The 23,443-nt window shown below is 66.4% G+C and carries 18 protein-coding genes and 1 tRNA gene; 9 read left to right on the top strand and 10 right to left on the bottom strand.

Translation table 11 applies throughout. The features are described 5' to 3' along the window. Positions 1-177 precede the first annotated feature (177 nt). From lon to CP958_RS10130, 5 genes are all read right to left on the bottom strand, one after another. Positions 178-2,589, bottom strand: a complete 2,412-nt coding sequence (lon, locus tag CP958_RS10110; protein ID WP_096701842.1) for an endopeptidase La — start codon at positions 2,587-2,589, stop codon at positions 178-180. Positions 2,590-2,839: 250 nt separating this feature from the next. After that, positions 2,840-4,105, bottom strand: a complete 1,266-nt coding sequence (gene clpX, locus CP958_RS10115) for an ATP-dependent Clp protease ATP-binding subunit ClpX (protein WP_096701843.1) — start codon at positions 4,103-4,105, stop codon at positions 2,840-2,842. Positions 4,106-4,264: 159 nt separating this feature from the next. Beyond that, positions 4,265-4,906, bottom strand: coding sequence for an ATP-dependent Clp endopeptidase proteolytic subunit ClpP (gene clpP, locus CP958_RS10120; protein ID WP_096701844.1), 642 nt, complete (start codon positions 4,904-4,906; stop codon positions 4,265-4,267). A 106-nt stretch (positions 4,907-5,012) separates the two neighbouring features. After that, positions 5,013-6,398, bottom strand: coding sequence for a trigger factor (gene tig, locus CP958_RS10125; protein WP_096701845.1), 1,386 nt, complete (start codon positions 6,396-6,398; stop codon positions 5,013-5,015). Between the two features lie 90 nt (positions 6,399-6,488). Continuing rightward, positions 6,489-6,573: transfer RNA gene (locus CP958_RS10130), tRNA-Leu, on the bottom strand. A 261-nt stretch (positions 6,574-6,834) separates the two neighbouring features. Between CP958_RS10130 and CP958_RS10135 the strand changes: the two genes are divergently transcribed. Beyond that, a complete protein-coding gene (locus CP958_RS10135; protein ID WP_096701846.1) occupies positions 6,835-8,166 on the top strand; it encodes a globin-coupled sensor protein in 1,332 nt (443 codons plus the stop codon). Positions 8,167-8,210: 44 nt separating this feature from the next. On the opposite strand, the gene CP958_RS10140 is transcribed toward CP958_RS10135, so the two are convergent. Further along, positions 8,211-9,626 carry a malonyl-CoA decarboxylase gene (locus tag CP958_RS10140; RefSeq protein ID WP_096701847.1) on the bottom strand — a complete coding sequence of 472 codons (1,416 nt, stop codon included), beginning with the start codon at positions 9,624-9,626 and terminating at the stop codon, positions 8,211-8,213. Beyond that, entirely contained in the window at positions 9,619-11,073 is a 1,455-nt protein-coding gene (locus CP958_RS10145) for an NAD(P)H-hydrate dehydratase (RefSeq protein WP_096701848.1), read from the bottom strand. The genes CP958_RS10140 and CP958_RS10145 overlap by 8 nt, the downstream gene beginning before the upstream one ends. Before the next feature lie 82 nt (positions 11,074-11,155). Here CP958_RS10145 and CP958_RS10150 point away from each other — a divergent pair, with 82 nt between their 5' ends. The 3 genes from CP958_RS10150 (at position 11,156) to CP958_RS10160 (ending at position 14,675) form a co-directional block, all read left to right on the top strand. Beyond that, positions 11,156-12,421, top strand: coding sequence for a D-amino acid dehydrogenase (locus CP958_RS10150; RefSeq protein WP_096701849.1), 1,266 nt, complete (start codon positions 11,156-11,158; stop codon positions 12,419-12,421). 39 nt (positions 12,422-12,460) lie between these two features. After that, on the top strand, positions 12,461-12,898 hold the full coding sequence (locus CP958_RS10155; RefSeq protein WP_096701850.1) for a hemerythrin domain-containing protein: 438 nt from the start codon (positions 12,461-12,463) through the stop codon (positions 12,896-12,898). A gap of 121 nt (positions 12,899-13,019) precedes the next feature. Further along, complete coding sequence (locus CP958_RS10160; RefSeq protein WP_242442830.1) at positions 13,020-14,675, top strand: sensor histidine kinase; 1,656 nt, start codon at positions 13,020-13,022, stop codon at positions 14,673-14,675. Between the two features lie 25 nt (positions 14,676-14,700). Here CP958_RS10160 and CP958_RS10165 read toward each other — a convergent pair whose 3' ends face one another. Continuing rightward, complete coding sequence (locus CP958_RS10165) at positions 14,701-16,755, bottom strand: ComEC/Rec2 family competence protein (RefSeq protein ID WP_242442831.1); 2,055 nt, start codon at positions 16,753-16,755, stop codon at positions 14,701-14,703. A 281-nt stretch (positions 16,756-17,036) separates the two neighbouring features. Between CP958_RS10165 and gltX the strand changes: the two genes are divergently transcribed. From gltX to CP958_RS10185, 4 genes are all read left to right on the top strand, one after another. After that, on the top strand, positions 17,037-18,470 hold the full coding sequence (gltX, locus tag CP958_RS10170) for a glutamate--tRNA ligase (RefSeq protein ID WP_096701853.1): 1,434 nt from the start codon (positions 17,037-17,039) through the stop codon (positions 18,468-18,470). A gap of 78 nt (positions 18,471-18,548) precedes the next feature. Continuing rightward, complete coding sequence (gene gltA / locus CP958_RS10175) at positions 18,549-19,865, top strand: citrate synthase (protein ID WP_096701854.1); 1,317 nt, start codon at positions 18,549-18,551, stop codon at positions 19,863-19,865. Further along, positions 19,858-20,040 carry a hypothetical protein gene (locus CP958_RS10180; RefSeq protein WP_096701855.1) on the top strand — a complete coding sequence of 61 codons (183 nt, stop codon included), beginning with the start codon at positions 19,858-19,860 and terminating at the stop codon, positions 20,038-20,040. Before gltA ends, CP958_RS10180 begins: the two co-directional genes overlap by 8 nt. A 167-nt stretch (positions 20,041-20,207) precedes the next feature. Then, on the top strand, positions 20,208-20,549 hold the full coding sequence (locus CP958_RS10185) for a cyclic nucleotide-binding domain-containing protein (RefSeq protein ID WP_096701856.1): 342 nt from the start codon (positions 20,208-20,210) through the stop codon (positions 20,547-20,549). A gap of 27 nt (positions 20,550-20,576) precedes the next feature. Here the strand turns inward: CP958_RS10185 and rpoH are convergent, their stop codons facing one another. Further along, on the bottom strand, positions 20,577-21,455 hold the full coding sequence (rpoH, locus tag CP958_RS10190) for an RNA polymerase sigma factor RpoH (protein ID WP_096701857.1): 879 nt from the start codon (positions 21,453-21,455) through the stop codon (positions 20,577-20,579). A 519-nt stretch (positions 21,456-21,974) separates the two neighbouring features. After that, positions 21,975-22,871, bottom strand: a complete 897-nt coding sequence (locus tag CP958_RS10195; RefSeq protein WP_096701858.1) for a DMT family transporter — start codon at positions 22,869-22,871, stop codon at positions 21,975-21,977. An 89-nt stretch (positions 22,872-22,960) separates the two neighbouring features. Between CP958_RS10195 and CP958_RS10200 the strand changes: the two genes are divergently transcribed. Then, positions 22,961-23,422 (top strand): carbon monoxide dehydrogenase subunit G, encoded by a 462-nt coding sequence (locus tag CP958_RS10200; RefSeq protein ID WP_096701859.1) that lies wholly within the window; start codon positions 22,961-22,963, stop codon positions 23,420-23,422. Positions 23,423-23,443: the final 21 nt, after the last annotated feature.

Genomic DNA, 23,443 nt, shown 5'->3' on the forward strand with positions numbered 1-23,443 from the left:
TATCGAATTAGACAGAGGCAGTCTAATTCAGCCTGTCGGACAGCGTCAATGCGCAATCGGCAAGAAATGGCGGATTTGCTGGCATCCACGCCCCTCCTCCACCGCCCCGCAGATACAAAATCGGCGATCCCCACCGGGAATCGCCGACTTCAACAAAGAAAACACAGAAACGGCGGATCAGTGAGTGACCAGACCGCCCGCCGCCGCTTCGCCGTCGGCGGCCGGCTTGTTTTCCACCACCACCTCGGACTCTTCCCACTCGATGGGGACCGGCATGCGCACCAGGGCGCGCTGCAGCACTTCGTCGGCGGTGGAGACCGGAATGATGTCCAGGCCCTTCTTGACGTTGTCCGGAATCTCGGCCAGATCCTTCTCGTTCTCCTTGGGGATGAGAACGGTCTTGATGCCGCCGCGCAGGGCCGCCAGCAGCTTTTCCTTGAGGCCGCCGATGGGCAGCACGCGGCCGCGCAGGGTGATCTCGCCGGTCATGGCCACGTCGCGGCGCACCGGAATGCCGGTCAGCACCGAGACGATGGTGGTGCACATGGCGACACCGGCCGACGGGCCGTCCTTGGGCGTGGCGCCCTCGGGCACGTGGACGTGGATGTCGCGCTTCTCGAAGACCGTCGGCTTGATGCCCAGGCTGACCGAGCGCGAGCGCACGTAGGAACGGGCCGCCTGCACCGATTCCTGCATGACGTCGCCCAGCTTGCCGGTGTGGCTGAAGGTGCCCTTGCCGGGCATGCTGACCGCCTCGATGGTCAGCAGTTCGCCGCCCACCTCGGTCCAGGCCAGACCGGTGACCACGCCGACCAGATCCTGCTCCTCCACCTCGCCGAAGCGATAGCGATGGACGCCCGCGTACTTTTCCAGGTTGCGCGGCGTGACGGCGACCTTGGTCTTGCGGGTGGAAACGATCTCCTTGACCGCCTTGCGGGCCAGATTGGCCAGTTCGCGTTCCATGCTGCGCACGCCCGCCTCGCGGGTGTAGTAGCGCACGATGTGGCGCAGGGCTTCGTCGCTGATGGACCATTCGCCCTTCTTCAGGCCGGCCGCCTTGATCACCTTGGGCAGCAGGTGGCGCTTGGAGATTTCCACCTTCTCGTCCTCGGTGTAGCCGGACAGGCGGATGATCTCCATGCGGTCCAGCAGCGGCTGCGGCATGCGCATGGTGTTGGCGGTGGTCACGAACATCACGTCGGAGAGGTCGTAATCCACCTCCAGGTAATGGTCGTTGAAGGTGGCGTTCTGCTCGGGGTCAAGAACCTCCAGCAGGGCCGAGGCGGGATCGCCGCGCCAGTCGGCGCCCAGCTTGTCGATCTCGTCCAGCAGGAACAGCGGATTGGAGCTCTTGGCCTTCTTCATGCCCTGGACGATCTTGCCGGGCATGGAACCGATATAGGTGCGGCGGTGACCGCGCACCTCGGCCTCGTCCCGGACGCCGCCCAGGCTCATGCGCACGAAATTGCGCCCGGTGGCCGCGGCGATGGACTTGCCCAGCGAGGTCTTGCCGACGCCGGGCGGGCCGACCAGGCACAGGATGGGACCACGGACCTTGTCGGTACGAATCTGCACGGCGAGATACTCAAGGATGCGTTCCTTGACCTTCTCCAGGCCGTAATGGTCGGAATTGAGCACCTTCTGGGCCAGGACCACGTCCTTCTTGACCTTGGTGCGCTTCTTCCACGGAATGGTCAGCAGCCAGTCGAGATAATTGCGCACCACGGTGGCCTCGGCCGACATGGGGCTCATGGACTTCAGCTTCTTCAGCTCAGCCAGGGCCTTCTCGCGCGCTTCGACGGTCAGCTTGGTCTTGGCGATGCGCTCTTCCAGCTCGGCGGTCTCGTCCTTGCCGTCGTCACCCTCGCCCAGTTCCTTCTGAATGGCCTTCAGCTGCTCGTTCAGATAGTACTCGCGCTGGGTCTTCTCCATCTGCCGCTTGACGCGGTTGCGAATCTTCTTTTCTACCTGCAGGACGCCGATCTCGCCCTCCATGTAGGAATAGACCCGCTCCAGGCGCTCGGAGACCACCTCGATCTCGAGGAGCTCCTGCTTCTCGGCGATCTTGAGGGCCAGATGGGACGCCACGGTGTCGGCCAGCTTGGCCGAATCCTCGATCTGGTTGACCGAGACCAGCACCTCGGGCGGAATCTTCTTGTTGAGCTTGATGTACTGCTCGAACTGGCTGACCACCGAGCGGGACAGCGCCTCCAGCTCCTGCTGGTCGCCTTCCCGTTCGTCCACCACCTCGGCGGTGGCCTGGAAGAACGCCTCGTTCTCGGTGAAGCCGGTGATCTTGGCGCGCTTGCCGCCCTCGACCAGCACCTTGACGGTGCCGTCGGGCAGCTTGAGGAGCTGCAGCACGGTGGAGACCGTGCCCACCGAGTAGATGTCCTCGGTGGTGGGATCGTCCTGGGCGGCGTTCTTCTGGGCGACCAGCAGAATCTGCTTGTCTTCCCGCATCACGTCTTCCAGGGCGCGCACCGACTTCTCCCGGCCGACGAACAGCGGGACGATCATGTGGGGGAAGACGACGATGTCCCGGAGCGGAAGGACGGGAAAAACATCGCCAGGAGGGGTATCGACCATGCTGCCTCATTCACGCCGGCGGGACGCCCGACTGGGTCGGCCCGTCTTTGTACTGTAACCGTAACAGGCTCTAGCTGGGGCGGAGTCCCCCCTTCGTCAAGCCATGTCCGATGATTCTAGTGTCTTGTCGGGGGTATCCGCAATGTAGATTTTGGCTAAAGTCCGGAGCGGAACACCAGGAATTGTGGAAAAAAGCACGGGCGGACCCCTTGGAAGGAGACCCGCCCGGTTTTTCCTCGGCCGAAAACGCCTAGGCGCTGGAGCCCACGTCCTCACGCCGTTCGGCGTAGATGTAGAGCGGCTTGGCGCGGCCCTCCACCACTTCCTTGTTGATCACCACCTCGTCCACGGCATCGAGGCCGGGCAGATCGAACATGGTATCGAGCAGGATGGATTCCATGATGGAACGCAGGCCGCGCGCGCCGGTCTTGCGGGCGATGGCCTTCTCGGAGATGGCCTTCAAGGCGTCCTCGGAGAAGGACAAGCGCACGTCCTCCATCTCGAACAGACGCTGATACTGCTTCACCAGGGCGTTCTTCGGCTTGGACAGGATGTCGATCAGGGCGTCGACGTCCAAATCCTCCAGCGTCGCCAGAACCGGCAGGCGGCCGACGAATTCGGGGATCAGGCCGAACTTCAGCAGATCCTCGGGCTCGACCTCGCGCAGAATCTCGCCGGTGCGGCGCTCGTCCGGGCCGCGCACGTCGGCACCGAAGCCGATGGAGGTGCCCCGGCCGCGCGAACCGATGATCTTTTCCAGACCGGCGAAGGCGCCGCCGCAGATGAACAAGATGTTGGTGGTGTCCACCTGCAGGAATTCCTGCTGGGGATGCTTGCGCCCGCCCTGGGGCGGCACCGAGGCGACGGTGCCTTCCATGATCTTCAGCAGGGCCTGCTGCACGCCCTCGCCCGACACGTCGCGGGTGATGGACGGGTTGTCGGACTTGCGGCTGATCTTATCCACTTCGTCGATATAGACGATGCCGCGCTGGGCCCGCTCGACGTTGTATTCGGCGGCCTGCAGCAGCTTGAGGATGATGTTCTCCACGTCCTCGCCCACGTAGCCGGCCTCGGTCAGCGTGGTGGCGTCGGCCATGGTGAACGGCACGTCGAGAATACGGGCCAGCGTCTGGGCCAGCAGCGTCTTGCCGCAGCCGGTGGGGCCGATCAGCAGGATGTTGGACTTGGCCAGCTCGACTTCGTTGTTCTTGCCGCCGTGCTGCAGCCGCTTGTAGTGGTTGTGGACGGCAACCGACAGCACCTTCTTGGCATGGCCCTGGCCGATGACATAGTCATCGAGCACGGCACAGATGTCCTTGGGGGTCGGCACGCCATCACGCGAGCGCACCAGATGGGTCTTGTGCTCTTCGCGAATGATGTCCATGCACAGCTCGACGCATTCATCGCAGATGAATACGGTCGGCCCGGCGATAAGCTTCCTCACCTCGTGCTGGCTCTTTCCACAGAACGAGCAGTACAGAGTATTCTTGGAATCGCCGCTAGTGGACTTGGTCATCGAAACTCCATTGGATCAAGGCGGCCGCATCGCACCCGCGAAATCATGTTAGACACAGCCCGCCACGCCAGACAACGACAATTCTATCATGGGCGCATAAGCAAACGGCCGGGCAAGTCCCCGTCAGGAACCGGCCCGGCCGCTGCGGCTTGAACAAACTCAGGACGCAGAATCGCCCTCGGCGGCGGGGCGCTTGTTCACCACCTCGTCGATCAGCCCGAATTCCTTGGCTTCCTCGGCGGTCATGAACTTGTCGCGCTCCATCACCTTCTCGATCACTTCCAGCGGCTGGCCGGTGTGCTCGACATAGATGTTGTTGAGCCGGGCCCTGAGCGCAAGGATCTCGCGGGCCTGGATTTCGATATCCGTGGCCTGGCCCTGGGCGCCGCCCGACGGCTGGTGCACCATGATGCGGGAATTGGGCAGCGAGAAACGCTTGCCCTTCTCGCCGGCGGTCATCAGCAACGACCCCATGGACGCCGCCTGGCCGACGCACACGGTGGAGACGGCGGGACGGATGTATTGCATGGTGTCGTAGATGGCCAGGCCCGACGTCACCACGCCACCCGGCGAGTTGATGTAGAAGGCGATGTCCTTGCTGGGATTCTCGGATTCCAGGAACAACAGCTGGGCGCAGATCAGGCTGGCGACCTCGTCGAAGACCTGGCCGGTGAGGAAGACGATCCGCTCCTTCAGCAGGCGCGAATAGATGTCGTAGGACCGCTCACCCCGGTTGGTCTGCTCGACCACCATGGGAACCAGGGTGTTCATGTAGAGGTCGATCGGGTCTCTTTCGCGCATTTTCCATCCTTATGGATTTGACATCGGCGGGGGCGGGCGCCGAAGGAATTGGCTGCCCGCGACATTCATATGGTGAACGTCGCGGGCTTTGCACGCAAACCAGAACCTATTCGGCGGCCTTCTTCTTGGCGGCGGCCTTCTTCTTCGGCTTGGGGGACTCGGCGTCGCCGTCGGTCGCCTCGTCGGGGTCCTTGCGCAGGGCCTCGACCGACACTTCGTTGTCGGTGATCTTGGCCAGCTCCAGGATGAAATCGACCACCTTCTCCTCGTAGAGGGGAGCGCGCAGCGATTCCAGGGCTTCCTGGTTCTTCTGGTAGTACTGCAGCACCAGATGCTCCTGGCCGGGGTAGCGGCGGGCTTCCATCATGATGCCGCGGTTCAGGTCTTCCTGGGTCACGTTGATCTCGTTGACCCGGCCGACCTCGGCCAGCAGCAGGCCCAGCCGCACGCGGCGCTCGGCCAGGGTGCGGTACTCGGCCTTCAGTTCGTCCTCGGACTTGCCGGCATCGGCGGCATCCTGGCGACCGGCTTCCTTGTCGGCTTCCACCTGCTTCCAGATGGCCTCGAACTCGCCGTCCAGCATGCCCGGGGGAACCGGGAAGTCGTGACCGGCCGACAGGGCGTCCAGCAGGGCGCGCTTCAGCTTCATGCGCGACACGCCGTCCAGCTCGCGGGCGATTTCGTCGCGGATGGCGGTCTTCAGGGCATCGAGGCTTTCCAGGCCGACCGACTTGGCCAGCTCGTCGTCGACGGCGGCGGCCTTGGGGGCACGCACTTCCTTGACCTTGACCTCGAACAGGGCCGGCTTGCCGGCCAGGGCTTCGTTGCCGTAGCCCTCGGGGAAGGTCACGTTGACCTCGACGTCGGCGTCGGCCTTCTTGCCGACCAGCTGGTCCTCGAAGCCCGGAATGAAGGTGTTGGAGCCCAGCTTCAGCGAGTAGCCCTCGGCGGTGCCGCCGGGGAAGGCCACGCCGTCGGTCTTGCCCACGAAGTCGATGACCACCACGTCGCCCGACTTGGCGGCGCGCTTGACCGGCTCGGAGGTCTCGTTGCGCTCGGCGATCTTGGCCAGGGCGTCGTCAACCTCGGCATCCGGCACCACGGCCTTGTCGCGCACCAGATTGATGGTGCCGAAATCCATGGTCTTGATCTCGGGCAGCACTTCCACCGCCACGGTGAACTCCAGGTCCGAGCCCTGCTCGTACTTGGTGATCTCGATCTTGGGCTGCATGGCCGGGCGCAGGCTGCCGTCGGTGATGGCCTTGCCGGCGCCATCGTTCACGGCGTTCTCCAGAATCTCGCCCATCACCGAGCCACCGTACTTCTTGCGCACGATGTTCATGGGGACCTTGCCGGGACGGAAGCCGGGCATGGCCACGTTGCGGGCGATCTCCGCCAGCTTGTCCTGCATCCGGGTTTCCAGCTGCTGGGCGGGAACGACGACCTTGAATTCGCGCTTCAGGCCTTCGGCATTGATCTCGGTTACCTGCATCAGTCTATCGCCAATCGAATCGAGTGAGTTGAAATCGCTGTTCCCGCCGGTCGGCATGCGCCAGGGTCCAGGGCCGGCAGCGGTGAATGGTGGTGCGGGCGAAGGGACTTGAACCCCCATGGCTTGCGCCGCTGGAACCTAAATCCAGTGTGTCTACCAATTCCACCACGCCCGCAATCGACCGTGCACGCCATCGAACCCGCGCGCGCAAGCATGCGCGCCCTGGGGCCGCCCCGTCGGGAGGGTCCTGTCTATAGCATGTTCGTTTCCAGGGAAACAGGGAAAAGCCGCACGACCGTCCAACCACCCTCACCCCCCGGTTTCACAGGCATGAAAGGTATAGTGAATCACTGGGAAACAGCCGAATTGGATTTGAAACACCTGGGGTGCTGGCCCATACTCGGCCCCCACATACCGTTGGGGATAAGGTGGAAAAATGGACCTCGATCGCACCTCAAGCATAGCCTTTCTGCAGATCGACGAAGAAACCAAGCGCACGTTGCGGGAATTCCGCGATGTCCTGGCGCGCCGCATCGACGGAGTTCTCGACACCTTTTACCGCCATGTGAGCGGCAATCCGGCGACGGCGAAAATGTTCGCCACCCCCGAGCGCATGGCCCATGCGCGATCCATGCAGAAGAAGCATTGGATGGAAAGCGTATTCCTCGGCCAGTTCGACGACCGCTACTTCGCCCAGGTCACCGAGATCGGCAAGGTCCACCAGCGCATCGGCCTGGAACCCAAGTGGTATACCGCCGGCTATTGCTTCGTGCTGAACATGGTGACCGGCGTGGCGGTCGAGCACTACCGCAAGGACCCGCGCCGCCTGACCCAGGTTCTGAACGCCATCAACAAGGCGGCCTTCCTCGACATGGATCTGGCCACCTCGGTCTATATCGAGACCAACACCGCCGCCATCATCGCCCGCGAACTGGGGGCCAAGGCCGAGATGTTCGAGCGCGAGGTCAAGGGCCTGGTGGCTTCGGTGGCCTCCTCGGCCGGCCAGATGGAGAGCACCGCCAAGACCATGACCGCCACCGCCGAGGAAACCTCGCGCCAGTCCACCACCGTGGCGGCGGCGGCCGAAGAAGCCACGGTCAACATCCAGACCGTGGCCGCGGCGGCCGAGGAACTGTCGTCTTCCATCACCGAGATCAGCCGACAGGTGGCCCAATCGGCCCAGATCGCCGCCAACGCCATGGTCGAGGCCGACCGCACCAACCAGATGGTGCAAAGTCTGGCCGAGGCGGCCAGCAAGATCGGCCAGGTGGTCAAGCTGATCAACGACATCGCGTCGCAGACCAACCTGCTGGCCTTGAACGCCACCATCGAGGCGGCCAGGGCCGGCGACGCCGGCAAGGGCTTCGCCGTGGTGGCCAACGAGGTCAAGAACCTCGCCAACCAGACCGGCAAGGCCACCGAGGAGATCGCCTCCCAGATTTCGGCGGTGCAATCGGCCACCCGCGACGCGGTGAGCGCCATCGGCGGCATCGCCACCACCATCGGCCAGATCAACCACATCTCGGGCTCCATCGCCGCGGCGGTGGAGGAACAGGGCGCCGCCACCGGCGAAATCGCCCGCAATGTCCAGCAGGCCGCCCAGGGCACCTCGGAGGTCACCGAGACCATCACCCGGGTCAACACCGCCGCCGCCCAGACCGGCGACGCCGCCCGTCAGGTCCTGGGCGCCGCCTCCACCCTGTCGCGCGATTCCGCCCAACTGGAAACCCAGGTGGACCGTTTCGTATCGCAGATCCGCGCCGGCTGAGCCGGTTCAAGGAAGGGGAGCGGAACACCGCTCCCCTTTTCCCCCTACCCCTTCGCCAACGCCTTGACCCGCCCCGACACCGCCACCTTGCCGCTGGCCGAATAGGCCTCGTGGTTGGCGTCGATGTCGCCCAGGTCATAGAGGTAGTTGACCATCAGCCCGGCCGACTGATTGAGCCCGTTGGCCGACATATCGGCCATCCAGTTGATCCGCTCGATGCGCGCCCCGTTGGACAGGTGGAAATGAGCCACCGGATCGAGGGCCGCCACGCCGTCCGCCCGCTTTTCGCGGGTAAGATAGCGGGCGGCAAGGCGGGTCAACGGCCCTTCCAGCGCCTCGGCCAGCAGCGGCTCCGCCGTCCAGTCGGGCTCGGCCAGCAGCGCCTTGAGACTGCCCTTGGCGGCCATGCCGCTTACCCGGGTCAGGGCCTTGTGCTCGGCGGCGGTCAGCAGGCCGGGCTCGCCCTTGGTCAGGCGCCCCTCCAGCCAGCGGCGAAAGCCGGGGATGGGCGACAGGGTGGCGAAGGTCTTGATCTGCTTGAACTCGCGCGACAGATCATCCACCACCCGCTTGATCAGGAAATTGCCGAAGCTGATGCCGGCCAGACCGCGCTGGGCGTTGTTGATGGAATAGAAGATGGCGGTATCGGCCTTGTCCACGTCGCCCAGCGGCGCGGTGGGGTCCAGCAGGTCCTGGACATTGCCGGCCATATCCCGCACCAGGGCCACCTCGACGAAGATCAGCGGCTCGTCGGGCATGCGCGGATGGAAGAAGGCGTAGAGCCGCCGGTCGGAATCCAGGCGGTTCTTAAGGTCGGTCCAGCCCTGGATGGCGTGCACCGCCTCGTATTCCATGATCTTTTCCAGCACGGCGGCCGGCGAACGCCAGGTGATGCGCTCCAGCACCAGGAAGCCCACGTCGAACCACGAGGCCAGCAGCCCCCGCAGGTCGCCCTCCAGCGGAATCAGATCGGGATGCTCGCGGCCGAGGCCCATCAGTTCGGCCCGCAGGTCCACCAGGAACTTGACGCCCTCGGGCAGGGCGTTGAACTGGGTCAGCAGCCTGAGACGCGGCGGCTCCAGTGCCACGCGCAGTTCCATCTCGGCGCGGGTGCGGGCGGTATCGTCCTCCGCCGAAGCCAGGGCCGCCACCGCCGCGTCCACCTTGGCGCGATCCGGGCCGAAGCCGGTGGCCAGCAGTTGAAGGAAGCGCACCCGCCCCTCGGCCGACAGGGACAGGTAGGCGCGGCCCAGGGCCGCCGCCCTGGCGCGGGCCGAGACCTCGCCGCCCTTGGCGGACAGGCAGGCCTCCATCTGGGCGCGCAAGCGCTCGAGATCGCTTCCCGGCAGGGCCGGAGCCAAGGCCGGCACCTTGCCCGCCCCGTCCGATCCGGCGATGTCGCGCCACAGGCCCTTCAGGCGGGACAGAAGGGTGGCGGCGGTGGTCTGAACCTCATTCATGGGCCAATCTCCCCTTATCGGCCAGGATTGCGGGAAGGATATCGGGCAGATCCTCGGCGATCAGGCCGGGGCCGAACGCCGCCGCCGCCCGCCCGTGCAGCCAGGCGGCGGCCGAGGCGGCGGCGAAGGGCTCCATGCCCTGGGCCAGCAGCCCGACGATCAAGCCGGCCAGCACGTCGCCGGACCCGGCTGTCGCGAGAAAAGGCGGCGCATCGGTGGTGACGGTCGCCCGCCCGTCGGGATGGGCGACCACGGTGTCGGGCCCCTTGAGCAGCACCACCGCCCCCGAGACCCGCGCCCCCTGCCGCGCCCGCTCGAGGCGGCTGCCCGCCACCTCGCCGAACAGGCGCCGGAACTCGCCGTCATGGGGAGTAAGCACCACCCGGTCGGACAGGGGCCGGAACAGTTCGGCGCCCCGCCCCTCGAAGCTGGACAGCGCATCGGCGTCCAGCACGCAGGGGCGTCCGGTCGCCAGCGCAGCCTCCACCCGAACGATCATTGCCTCCCCCACTCCGCCGCCGGGTCCCAGCAGCAGCGCATTGCGCCGCCGGTCGGCCAGCAGGGCGTCGAAGGGCTCGGCCGGAGCCACCAGCAGGCCGGGATCACCGGCATGATAGATATCCAGCGCCTCGGACGGCGCGGCCACGGTGACCAGCCCGGCCCCCACCCGCCGGGCGGCGCGCGCCGCCAGCCGGGCGGCACCGGTCATCTGGGTCCCGCCCAGAATCAGGGCGTGGCCCCTGGAATACTTGTGCCCGTCGGGTGCCGTGGCGGGCAGCGCCCAGGCGCCCGGCCCGTTGCGGTGAAGCGTCGGCTTGATGTCGCCCAGCACCGTATCCGGAATGCCGATATCGGCCACCACCAGTTCGCCGCATTTGAGCCGCCCCGGCAGCAGGCAATGGCCGGGCTTGGGACGGAAGAAGGTGACGGTGGCAAGGCAATCGGGGGCGATGCCCAGCACCGCGCCGCTGTCGCCGTGAACCCCCGAGGGCACATCGACGGCGATGACCGGCAGCTTTCGGCGGCCGATTTCCCCGATCACCGCCTTGGCCTCGCCCTCCAGGTCCCGCGCCAGCCCGGCGCCGAACAGGGCATCGATCACCCCGACGCAGCCTTCCAGGATGGAGGTATCCATGGGCTCGACCCGGCCCGTCCAGCGACCGGCCATGATGGCGGCGTCGCCCTTGAGCCGTCCCACCTCGCCCAGCAGGCCGAGGCGCACCGCCCAGCCGTCGCGGGCCAGCAGCCGCGCCGCCACGAAGCCGTCGCCGCCGTTGTTGCCGGGGCCGCACAGGATGGCGATCCGCCCCTTGGGCAGCAGACGCCGCGCCGCGCGGGCCACCGCCCAGCCGGCGGCCTCCATCAGCCGCTCGCCGGCGATTCCCCCCGCCATGGCGAGGCGATCGGCCCGGTACATCTGCTCGACGCTGAGAATTTCGTTGGTCATGACACAAGGGTAACCCCCAACTGCCCATTTGCCAACGCGGGGCGGCTGGATTAGATGTTTCGGGCTCGCACGGAGGACTGAAGTGAAGGTCGTCGTCATCGGGGCCGGGGTGGTCGGCACCGCCTGCGCCTGGTATCTCGCCAAGGCCGGTCACGAGGTGACCGTGGTGGATCGGCGCGAGGGTGCCGGACTGGAGACCAGCTTCGCCAATGGCGGCCAGATCTCCCCCTGCCACGCCGAGCCGTGGGCCAACCCGTCCGTTCTGCCCAAGGTGCTGAAATGGCTGGGCCGCGAGGATGCGCCCCTGCTGTTCCGCTGGAACCGCTGGGACCCGGCCCTGTGGGCCTGGGGATTGCGTTTCCTGGCCAATTGCCCCCGCTCGCGGGCCGAGATCAACACCGAGCGCACGTTGCGCGTCGCGCTGTATTCCCGCATCTGCCTGGGCCAGTTGCGGGCGGAAACCGGCATCCTTTACGACCAGCAGATTCGGGGCATCCTCCACGTCTACCGTGACGGCGCCGAGTTCGAGCACGCCTGCCGCGCCGCCCAGGTGATGATCCGCCACGGCCTGCGCCGCCAGCCCAGGACCCCCGCCGAATGCGTCGCCATCGAGCCCGCCCTGGCGGCGGTGCAGGGGGAACTGGCCGGCGGCATCTATACTCCCGACGACGAGAGCGGCGACGCCCACAAGTTCACCCGCCAACTGGCGGTCATGGCGGCGGCCCGGGGGGTGGAGTTCCGCTGGTCGGTCCCGATTCAAGGGCTGGTCCGCGACGGCGACCGGGTGGCCGGTCTGGCCACCGAAGGGGGAACCGTCACCGCCGACGCCTACGTCCTGGCCGCCGGCTGCGACAGTCCGCTGCTGGCCCGGCCGCTCGGACTGCGGCTGCCCATCGTCCCGGCCAAGGGCTATTCGGTCACCGTGCCGGTGGCGAACCATGCCGGCGCGCCCTTCGTCTCCATCACCGACGACGAGCACAAGATGGTCTATTCCCGCCTGGGCGACCGGCTGCGCGCCGCCGGAACCGCCGAGATGGCCGGCCATGACCGTTCCCTCAATCCGGTCCGCGCCCGCCTGATCCTGGAGAACGCCCGGCGGCTGTTCCCCGACGGCGGCGATTTCGAGCGCGCCGAGCCCTGGGCCGGCTTGCGCCCGGTCACTCCCGACAGCGTACCGCTGCTGGGCGCCACGCCGCTCCGCAATCTGTGGCTGAACACCGGTCATGGAACCCTGGGCTGGACCATGTCCTGCGGCTCGGGCCGGGTCGTTGCCGACCTTGTGTCTGGTCTGCGGCCCGACATCGGTATGGATGGACTGGGCGTCGAACGCTTCGCATCCTATTTGTGATAAAGGGCATGGGCGTGACGGTCACGCTCGGAGGGCATTATGCTGGTGTGGCGTGAGGCGATGAGTACCGGGCATCCGGAGGTCGACAAGGCTCAGAAACAGTTCATCGCCCATATCAACGAGTTCGAGACCACGCTCCGCGGCGCGGGCGCCGATGCCGCCATCGGCATCTTCCTCGCCGGGCTCTACGAGCAGGTCTCCATCAATTTCGGCCGCGAGGAAAAGGTCCAGCGGGAATGCGCCTTCCCCTTCCAGGACGCGCATCACCGCGAGCATGCCGCCTTGCTGGGGCGGCTGGCCGACATCCAGAACCTCTATCAGGCCATGCCGCACAAGGTCGACCACGGCGCCCTGCTCCGCGACCTGGCCGCCCTGATCAGGGATTGGGTCTCGCACCACATGGTGCAAAGCGACGTGATGCTGCGCCGCTACGTGCCGCACCAGGGCTCGCCGCATCCGGTTCGGGCTCGCCCGTGACAGGGGAATAATTCCGCGATAAGCTCAGGCCTCCGCCATCGCCACAGGCTGTATACCGTTGTTCCAGATTTTCCGCGGCAATCACGAGGCGGCGCCGGCCGGGGGCATAAAGCCTCGCGGCATGCGATTCCGCAGCCTGGGGATCATCGTCGCCACCTTGATTCTGGTCGGCCTCTACATCGGCGTGATCCTGGGCAATATCGCCGAGCTGGAGCGCGAGCGCCACGACTTCGCCGAACTGCAGGCGCGCAAGATTCTGCTGTCCTTCGAAACCCACACCGTCCGGCTGTTCGACCTGGCGGACATCTACCTGCGCGCGGCCCGCCATTTCGCCGAGCAGGAGGGGACCGAGCATCTCGCCCGCTTTCTCGACCGCCTGGCGCCGCCCCGCTCGGATCTCTATTCCAGCACCCTGACCGTCCTCGACCGGCGTGGACGGGTGACGTTCAGCACCGATTCGGCCCTGCCGCGCGGCGCCGATCTGTCGGACCAGCCGGTCTTCCTCCACTTCAGGGAGGCTCCCCGGGACAGCATCCTGATCGGCACCGCCAACGACAGCACGGTGCCCGACCAGCAATATTTCCACGTGGCCCGCCCCCTGCTGAACGGCAAGGATCTGGCCGGCATCGTCATGCTGGACATCCATTCCAGCCAGATTGCCGCCTTTTACCGCGACATGACCCTGGGACCCAACTCGTCGGCGGCCATCTTCAGCCTGGACCACAAGCTGATCGCCCGCCAGCCGCCGCCGGTGGCCGACGCGGCGCCGCTGGGGTCGCTGCAGGTCTGGGCGGCGGCCAAAGCCAATGCCGAAGGCAAGTTTCACAAGCGCTCGCTGTTGGACGGCGTCGAGCGCACGTTCCTCTACAAGCGGCTGGCCGACTATCCCCTGGTGGTGGTGGTCGGCTTCGCCGACGCCGATATCGCCGCCGGGCTGGAAGCCACCCGGCATTCCGAGATGATCGAAGGCGGCCTGTTCAGCCTGACCGCCCTGGGCTTTGCGGTCCTGGTGATGGTGATGGACCGGCGCAACCAACGCCTGACCGAGTCCGAGCAGGCCAGCCGGGCCACCGCCGAAATGCTGGAGCGCTCCAACGCCGATCTGGAACGTTTCGCCTACGTGGCGTCCCACGACCTGAAAACGCCGCTGCGCGTCATCACCGGCTATGCCCAGATGCTCGACCGCCGCTACCGCGACAAACTGGACGACGAGGCCAACGAGTACATCGCCTTCCTTACCGCCGGCACCAAGCGCATGTATCGGCTGATCACCGATCTGCTGCACTATTCGCGCATCAACAGCCAGGCCAAGCCGCTGCAGCCGGTTTCGGCGGCACGCGCCGCCGATATCGCCGTCAGCAATCTGAAGGCGGTGATCGAGGAATGCGGCGCCACCATCTCGGTCGGCCCCCTGCCCACCATCCTGGCCGACGAGAGCCAGTTGTCCAGCCTGTTCCAGAACCTGCTGGGCAATGCGATGAAATACGGCCATCCCGACCGCAAGCCGATGGTCAGCATCGAGGCGGTCAGGCTGTCCAGCACCATCTGGCGCTTCGCGGTCAGGGATAACGGCATCGGCATCGAGCCCGAGCATTTCGAGCGCATCTTCGTCATCTTCCAGCGGCTGCACACGGATTCCGCCTACGAGGGCACCGGTATCGGCCTGGCGCTCTGCCAGCGTATCGTCACCCGCCTGGGCGGCCGTATCTGGGTCGAGTCCAAGCCGGGTGAAGGCTCCACCTTCTTCTTCACCGCCCGCGACGCCAGCGGCGATTGATCCTTTCGGGCCGCGCTCCGCCGCCTCAGTCCTCCTCCTCGTCCTTGCGCTCCTCCGGCTCGCGCGGGGGCGCGGCGGGCGACGGCCTGGCCTTCTTGCGGGGATGGGGGTGCCATGCCCAGGGACGGTCGCCCTGCCAGCCCGCCACGCTCTCCATGCGCACGCCGTCCGGCCCCAGCCACAAGGCATGCGGCCCCCGCCGCCACAGGTCGAAGCGGTCGACCAGCACCCGGGCGCCCCGGCAGGTGCCGCGCAACGGCACGCTGCTCAGCACGATATCCGCCCCGGCGCAGGCCTTCTCGGGGTTGTCCTCGTCCTTGACCAGGGCCACCACCCGACCGTCCACCCGCCACAGGCAGCCGGTCTCGTCGCAACGCAGGCGCCCGTCCCGCGACGAGCTTTTCCTCGGCCAGCGTTCCGGCGCCTCGGGGCCGGCCCGGCGGTTCCAGGTATCCTTGAGAATCCGTCCGCCCTTGCCGTTGAGCAGCAGCGCGCCCTCGCTGGTGCGGACCGCCATGCCGTCGCCGCGCCCGTCCACCAGCAGGTCGGGCGGCCGGGCGAAGGCCATGGAGGCCAGGGCGGCGGCCATGGGCACCGCCCCCCACCAGCGCCAGCGCCGCCGCCACAGGCACAGCCAGCAGCCGCCCAGAGTGAACACCACCATGGCCCACAGCGGCAGGATGGGCAGGGTCACCGCCGAATTGGGCCACGACGCCACCCACACCGCCACCAGATTGACGCCTTCGACGCCCCAGCCCATGGGCACCAGGGCCAGCGCCTCCAGCCCGAAGGGCAGCAGCAGGAACATCACCAGCGCCCAGGGCATCACCCAGAAGCCGGTCAGCGGCACGGCGATCATGTTGGCGGCCACCGACCACACGGCGAAGCGGTTGAAGTGGAAGATGCCATAGACCGCCGTGGCGAAACCGGCGATCAGGGTACTGACCACCACGCCGAAGATGTAAAGGCCGATGGCCGGAAGAAGGCCGGGATGGGCGGCCCGCCACGCTCCCTGCCTGGGCGTCAGGGTCTCGTAGGCGGCGATCATGGCCACCACGGCGGCGAAGGACATCTGGAAACTGGGGCCGATCATCTCGTCGGGCTGCCACAGCAGGATCGCCACCGCCGCCCAGGCCACCAGCCGCATGGACAGCGCCATGCGGTCCAGCAGCACCGCCAGCAGCACCAGACCAGTCATGAAGAACGAACGCTGGGCCGGAACCGGCGAGCCGGCCAGCAGGGTGTAGAAACCGGCGAAGGCGATGGCCAGGGCCGCCGCCCATTTCTTGATGGGGTAACGCAAGGCGATGGCGGGAAACAGCGCCAGCAGGGTGCGCAGGCCCACGAATACCAGCCCGGCCGCCATGGTGATGTGCAGGCCCGAGATGGACAGGATGTGGGCCAGGCCGGAATCCCGGTAGGCCTGCATCATGGGCGCCGAGATGGGCATCTGGTCGCCGGTGGTCAGTGCCGCCGTCACCGCCCCCCGGTCTCCGGGCAGCACCGCCAGGATGCGGGTCGTAATGGCATGGCGGATCTCGTTGACGGTGACCGTGAGATCGGCCCGCCATCCCGATGCCGCTCCAGGCTCGATCACCGTCACCGGACCAAGGGCCGAGCCGATGGCGCCGAACTGGCGGAACCAGGCGAAGCGGGCGAAGTCGAAGGCGCCGGGCATGGCCGGCTGGGGCGGCGGCATCAGCATGGCGCGCACCCGCACCCGATCACCCACATTGACAGGGGGAAGGCCGGGAGCCGAGGAGCGGCCGGGCTTGGCCTTGATCCGGGCCTTGAGCGGCACGATCACGTCGTCGCGGTCATGGGCCACCCGGTCGAGAGTCAGACGGCTGCCGCCGTCGGGCAGGGCCTCTACCTCGACCACCACGCCCTCCAGCATCAGGGCACCTGAATTCCGTTCGATCACCGGAGCGGCCAGACGCAGGCTGCGTGCCTGGGTGACGGCGAAGCCCACCGCCACCGCCAGCAGGCACGATGCCGCCAGCAACAGCGGCAGCGACCGCCGCCGGCTCCACAGCCACCCCGCCGCCGCCGCCAGCACGCCGCCGGCTCCCCAAAGCACCGAGGGTTCAGTGGGCAGCGCGAAGTAGAGTCCGATGCCGAAACCCAGGAAGACAGGCAGCCATAGAGGCCAGCGCCCGCGCTCCGCCAGCAGGCTCTCTCCTATTGCGAGCAGGACATTCTCCGCCGCGTCCGATCCGGAGCGTGCGGTCGGGGAAACCCCTATCCAATCGGGCGGGTTTTTTGCCATCCACCCCCAACACCGGGCTGTCAGGGGCATAAAGATATGCTACACAAGGCAGCCTTGTCCCCCTCGGCATAAAGGACGCCGAAAGTACAGTCATGACCGTCGTAACCCGCTTCGCCCCCTCGCCCACCGGTTTCCTCCACATTGGTGGAGGGCGTACCGCCCTGTTCAACTGGCTGTTCGCCCGTCACCATGGCGGCAAGTTCCTGCTGCGCATCGAGGACACCGACCGCGCCCGCTCGACCGACGCGGCGGTGGAAGCCATTTTCGACGGCATCAAGTGGCTGGGCCTGGATTGGGACGGCGAGGCGGTGATGCAGTTCGCCCGCGCCGGCCGCCACGCCGAGGTGGCGCGGCAATTGCTGACCGAGGGCAAGGCCTATCGCTGCTACTGCACCCAGGACGAACTGACCGCCATCCGCGAGGACCAGCGCGCCAAGGGCCTGCCCATGCGCTATCCCGGCATCTGGCGCGACCGCGCCGAATCCGAGGCTCCGGCCGGCATGCCCTTCGTGGTGCGCCTCAAGGCCCCGGCCGAGGGCGAGACCATCATCGCCGATCTGGTCCAGGGCGACGTGCGCGTCGCCAACGACCAGTTGGACGACATGGTGCTGCTGCGCGCCGACGGCACCCCGACCTACATGCTGTCGGTGGTGGTCGACGACCACGACATGGGCATCACCCACGTCATCCGCGGCGACGACCACCTGACCAACGCCTTCCGCCAGTACCAGCTTTACAAGGCCTGCGGCTGGGAGGTTCCCACCTTCGCCCACATCCCGCTGATCCACGGCCCCGACGGCGCCAAGCTGTCCAAACGCCACGGCGCGCTGGGCGTGGACGCCTACCGCGACATGGGCTTCCTGCCCGAGGCCATGCGCAACTACCTGCTGCGCCTGGGCTGGAGCCACGGCGACGACGAGATCATCGCCACCGAGCAGGCCATCCTTTGGTTCAACCTGGATTCGGTGGGCCGTTCGCCGTCGCGCTTCGACTTCGTCAAGCTGACCAACCTCAACGGCCATTACATGCGTCAGGCCGATGACGGCCGCCTGACCGAGCTGCTGGTCCCCATGCTGGAAGCCAAGACCGGCAAGACGCTGCACGGCGAGGGCGTCGCCCGCCTGCGCACCGGCATGACCGGGCTGAAGGAACGGGCCAAGACCATGCTGGAACTGGCCGATTCGGCGCTGTTCTACGTGGCCGAGCGGCCGCTGACCCTGGACGAGAAGGCGGCCAAGACCATGGCCGATCCCGTCGCCGCCGCCGATCTTGCCGCCTACATGGCCGAAGTCAAAGGATTGGACGCCTGGACGCGCGACACTCTCGAGGATGCGGCGCGCCGTCTGGCCGAGGCGCGCGGGCAGAAGCTCGGCAAGATCGCCCAGCCCCTGCGGGCGGCGCTCGCCGGCTCCTCGGTCTCGCCTCCCATCTTCGAGGTGATGGAGGTGCTGGGCCGCGAGGAATCGCTGGGCCGCATCGAGGACGCCCTCGGCGGCTCCCGGCCAACGGAATCATCGGCGGCCTGAGGCCAGCCGGCGAAACTAACGGCGGTCCGAAGCCGCCCGCAAGTTTAAATAGTGAAGTAGACCACGGGGTATGAAGACATGACGAACGAGAACAAGGCTCCCAAGGAATCCGTCACGCTGATCAACAACAGCACCGGCAAGACCACGGAATTCCCGCTGCTGTCCGGCTCCATCGGCCCCAAGGTGGCGGACATCCGCTCCCTGTACGCCAGCCAGGATATCTTCACCTACGACCCCGGCTACATGTCGACCGGCTCGTGCAAGTCGGCCATCACCTACATCGACGGCGATGCCGGCGTGCTGCTGCATCGCGGCTTCGCCATCGCCGATCTGGCCGAGAACTGCTCGTTCCTGGAAGTGGCCTACCTGATCCTCAAGGGTGAGCTGCCCAACGCCGAGCAGAAGACCAAGTTCGAGTTCGACATCGCCCACCATTCCATGGTGCACGAGCAGATCAACTTCTTCTTCCGTGGCTTCCGCCGCGACTCGCACCCCATGGCCGTGCTGTGCGGCGTGGTCGGCGCCATGGCCGCCTTCTACCACGACTCCATCGACATCAACGATCCGCACCACCGCATGGTGGCCAGCTATCGTCTGGTGGCCAAGATGCCGACCATCGTCGCCTGGGCCTACAAGTACGCCCAGGGCCAGCCCTTCATGTACCCGCAGAACAAGCTCTCCTATGCCGAGAACTTCCTGCACATGATGTACGCGACGCCCTGCGAGGAGTACAAGGTCAGCCCGGTCCTGGCCCGCGCCATGGACCGCATCCTGATCCTGCACGCCGACCACGAGCAGAACGCCTCGACCTCCACCGTCCGTCTGGCCGGTTCGTCGGGCGCCAACCCCTTCGCCTGTATCGCCGCCGGCATCGCCTCGCTGTGGGGCCCCGCCCATGGCGGCGCCAATGAAGCCGTGCTGGAGATGCTGCACCAGATCGGCTCGGTGGACCGCATCCCCGAGTACATCAAGAAGGCCAAGGACAAGGACGATCCGTTCCGTCTGATGGGCTTCGGCCACCGGGTCTACAAGAACTACGACCCGCGCGCCAAGATCATGCAGAAGACCTGCCACGAAGTGCTGAGCGAGCTGGGCGTCCATGACGAGCCGCTGCTGAAGCTGGCCATGGAGCTGGAGCGCATCGCTCTCGAGGACGATTACTTCGTCAGCCGCAAGCTGTTCCCGAACGTCGACTTCTATTCGGGCATCATCTTCCGCGCCATGGGCATCCCCACCCAGGTCTTCACCTGCCTGTTCGCCCTGGCCCGCACCGTGGGCTGGATCGCCCAGTGGAACGAGATGCTGACCGATCCGGACCAGAAGATCGGCCGTCCGCGCCAGCTCTATATCGGCTCGCCGCAGCGGGATTTCATCCCTCTGCACAAGCGTGGCTAAGATAGGGCCGAAGCATTCCGAGGGGCGGCGCCGCGAGGCGTCGCCCCAAAGGATTCCGCGCCCCGCCAACGACAATATCCACCCCGATGCCCGCCGGCGCCTGCTGATCGCGGCGGCGGCCGTCGTCCTCTCCGCCCTGGCCTTCGTGGCCTTAAGCATGTCAGGCTGGCGCTAGACCATCGAACGTCAAATATGACGCACGCTGGTCTAGCTTTATGTTTGATGTTTGCCCCCTCGCCGGGCACTCGCCTCCGCGAGCTTGGCCGCCGCCTCAATGGCGGCTGGAGCGGCATGCGCCAGATTTAGGGCACGCCGCTCTAATCCCGTTCAGGAGCCCCCGCCATGATGGATTTCCTCGATCGCCGTGTGGTTCACAAGGGCGGCTTCGTCTTCAAGGAAGGCGATACCGGCGACCAGGCCTTCATCATCCAGGCGGGAACGGTGGAGCTGCTGCGGGGTGAGATGGTCTTCGCCGAGTTGAGCGCCAATACCATCTTCGGCGAGATGGCCCTGATCGACGGCGCGCCGCGCATGGCCTCGGCGCGGGCCAAGACCGAGACCACCCTGATCGTCATCCCGCGCTCGGTGGTCGACGCCAAGCTGAAGGGCGTCGATCCCTTCGTGACCAAGCTGCTGGGCATCCTGGTGGAGAACGTCCGCTCCATGGCCGGCAAGCTGCGCTGAAGCTCGGGGCCGCGAAGGCCCCGAAATTCATGCCCGCGCCGGCGCCGGCAGGAAGCCAGCCTGCACCAGATCGCGCACCTTCTCGAAGGCCTTGACCTCGATCTGGCGGATACGCTCGCGCGAGACGCCGTAGCGCCCGCCCAGTTCCTCCAGGGTCACCGGCTCGTCGCGCAGGCGACGTTCGATGAACACCTCGCGCTCGCGCTCGGTGAGCGTGTCCAGCGCATGGGCGATCAGGACGCGGCCCTTGGACATTTCCTCGTGCTTGCCGTAGATGGTTTCCTGATTGTCGGCCTCGTCGGCCATCAGGTCCTGAATCTCGGTACCACCCTCACCCACCGGAATGTTGAGCGAGGAATCGCGCCCCGCCATGCGGCGGTTCATGGCGACCACGTCGCGCTCGTCCACGTCCAGTTCACGGGCGATGGTGGCGACATGCTCGGGGGCCAGATCGCCGGCCTCCAGCAGCCGCAGCCGCGACTTGATGCGCCGCAGGTTGAAGAACAGCTTCTTCTGGGCCGCCAGGGTACCGATCTTGACCATGGACCACGAGTTCAGCACGAACTCGTTGAGCGACGCCTTGATCCACCACATGGCATAGGTGGCCAAACGGAAGCCGCGGTCCGGCTCGAATTTCTTCACGGCCCGCATCAGGCCGATATTGCCCTCGCTGATGAGGTCGGCGACCGGCAGGCCGTAATGGCGATAGCCCAGCGCGATCTTGGCGACCAGACGCAGATGGCTGGTCACCAGCCGATGGGCGGCGTCCGTATCGCCGTAATCCACCAGACGCTTGGCCAGCATGAATTCCTCCTCGGGGGCGAGGACGGGGAATTCCTTGATGTCCCTGAGATACTTGGCAAGGCCGTCATCACCTGCGACGACCGGAAATTTGGCTACCGACATGATCTGATCCCTCCAGTTGCTGCTTTCCTGGCGCCCAACACGCCGGGAAACCGTTCGAAAACCGGAAAAGACCGCTAGTCGAAGCCCTGAATCGAAATACGCATCGTCATATCCTCCCGTTGAGCAACATGACCCGGAGCCCATCTTCGCGACAGCACCCCGATCCGGCGGTCCGGTTCGGCCCCATCATGGGCACCGGCCGATTCCACCATGTCCATTATGGCGGCAAGACCGAGCCGAAATCAAGGGGTGGCGAAACGCTCCACCTCTGCTCGCCACACAGCTAAACAGCCGATCATGGCGTGATTGTGGCAGCCTTCACCGCTTGCATGGCCGCCATTCCGAACCGGCGAATCCGCCGGGCGAAAATTGAGTCATGATGTAATCCTCCCTCGGCGATGAGGCCTCCCCCTCCCGCCCCCGGACGAACGAAGAAGCAAGGCTCCCGCCCTCCCCCTCCGGTTGGCGGGAGTATACCGACCCCGCCCCGCTCTCCCTGCCGGGGCGGGGTTGTGCTTTTCAGGAGGAGGCGGTTCTGGTCCTGGCCTCCCGCGCCCCGACCAGGGCGACCACGCCGACGCCTCCGGCGATCAGGGCCAGCCCGCCGAGATTGGTGAACGACAGCCTCTCCCCCAGCAGCAGCGCCGAAATCATCAGCCCGAAGGCAGGCACCGACAAAAAGCTGAGCGACACCGTCAAGGCCGGCAGCAACCGGTTGACGGTCACTGCCGCCCAATAGGCGAAGGCGGTGGCCAGGGTCCCGTTGTAGACCAGGGTCCAGGCCAGTTCGAAACTGCCGTCGGGCGCCGGCCGCCCTTCGATCACGGCGGCGGCCAGGGCTACCGGCACCAGGCCGATCAGCATCTGCCACGGCACCAGTTCCAGGGGCGAGGCGTTCCAGCGGTGCCCACGGATGTGCAGGATCACCGCCGCCCAGACCAAGGCCGCCGCCAGCAGCATCAGGTTGCCGATCACCGCGGGGCGGTTGCCCCAGTCGAAGGTCAGCGGGTTGAACAGCACCACGATGCCGCCCAGGCCCAGCAACAGCCCGGCCAGACGGCCGCGCGTCAGCTTTTCCCCCAGGAACAGCGCCGCCCCCGGCGCCACCCACAGCGGGGTGGAGTAGGCCAGGATGGCCGACCGCCCGGCCGGCACCACCAGCAGCGCCAGATTGGTCAGCACCATGAACACGGCCATGTTGAGCAATCCCAGCGAGGCCAGGACCGGCCAATCCCCGCGCGGCGGTAACCGCAGCTTCCCCATGGGCACCAGGATCAGCACCATGCTGACCAGGCCCAGGGCCAGACGGAAGGTACAGAACCACAGCGGCTGGATGTGAGTCAGCCCGATCTTCATGATCGGCCAGTTTCCGCCCCACACCATCACCAGCAGGGCCAGCAGGACAACGGCACGCATAATCTGGTCCTACCAATTCTCCGGGCGCAGACTTTGCCATGCCGGCCATGGCATGATCCATCCTTTCCGCAACAGAGCAGGCATGAGCCATGGATTTCGACGGCGAGCACCGCATCGACGCCCCCCGCCTCCGGGTCTGGCAGGCCCTCAACGATCCCGCCTTGCTGACCGCCTGCATCCCGGGCTGTGAAAAGCTCGACCCCACCGGATCGGGAACCTACACCGCCACCGTGGCCCTCCGGGTCGGCGCCTTGGCCGCCCGCTTTTCCGGGATTCTGACCCTGACCGATGTGGTCGAGGCCCGATCCTATACCCTGAAGGGCCAGGGACAGGGCGGCGTCGCCGGTTTCGTCGCCGGTTCGGCCCTCGTCGCCCTGGAGGACGATGGCGAGGCCACCGTGCTGCGTTGGAAGGCGGCGGGCGAGATCGGAGGACGGCTGGCCTCGGTGGGCGGCCGCCTGCTGCATGGATTTGCCGTAAAAACCGCCAACGAGTTTTTTTCGCGGCTGAATACCAAACTCGGGTCGCAACCCGATTGCGGTTCGGAATAGGGATCGCTACGTATTACATTC

Origin of the sequence: Magnetospirillum sp. 15-1 (assembly GCF_900184795.1) — a bacterium.
In the GTDB taxonomy this organism is placed as follows: Bacteria; Pseudomonadota; Alphaproteobacteria; order Rhodospirillales; family Magnetospirillaceae; genus Phaeospirillum.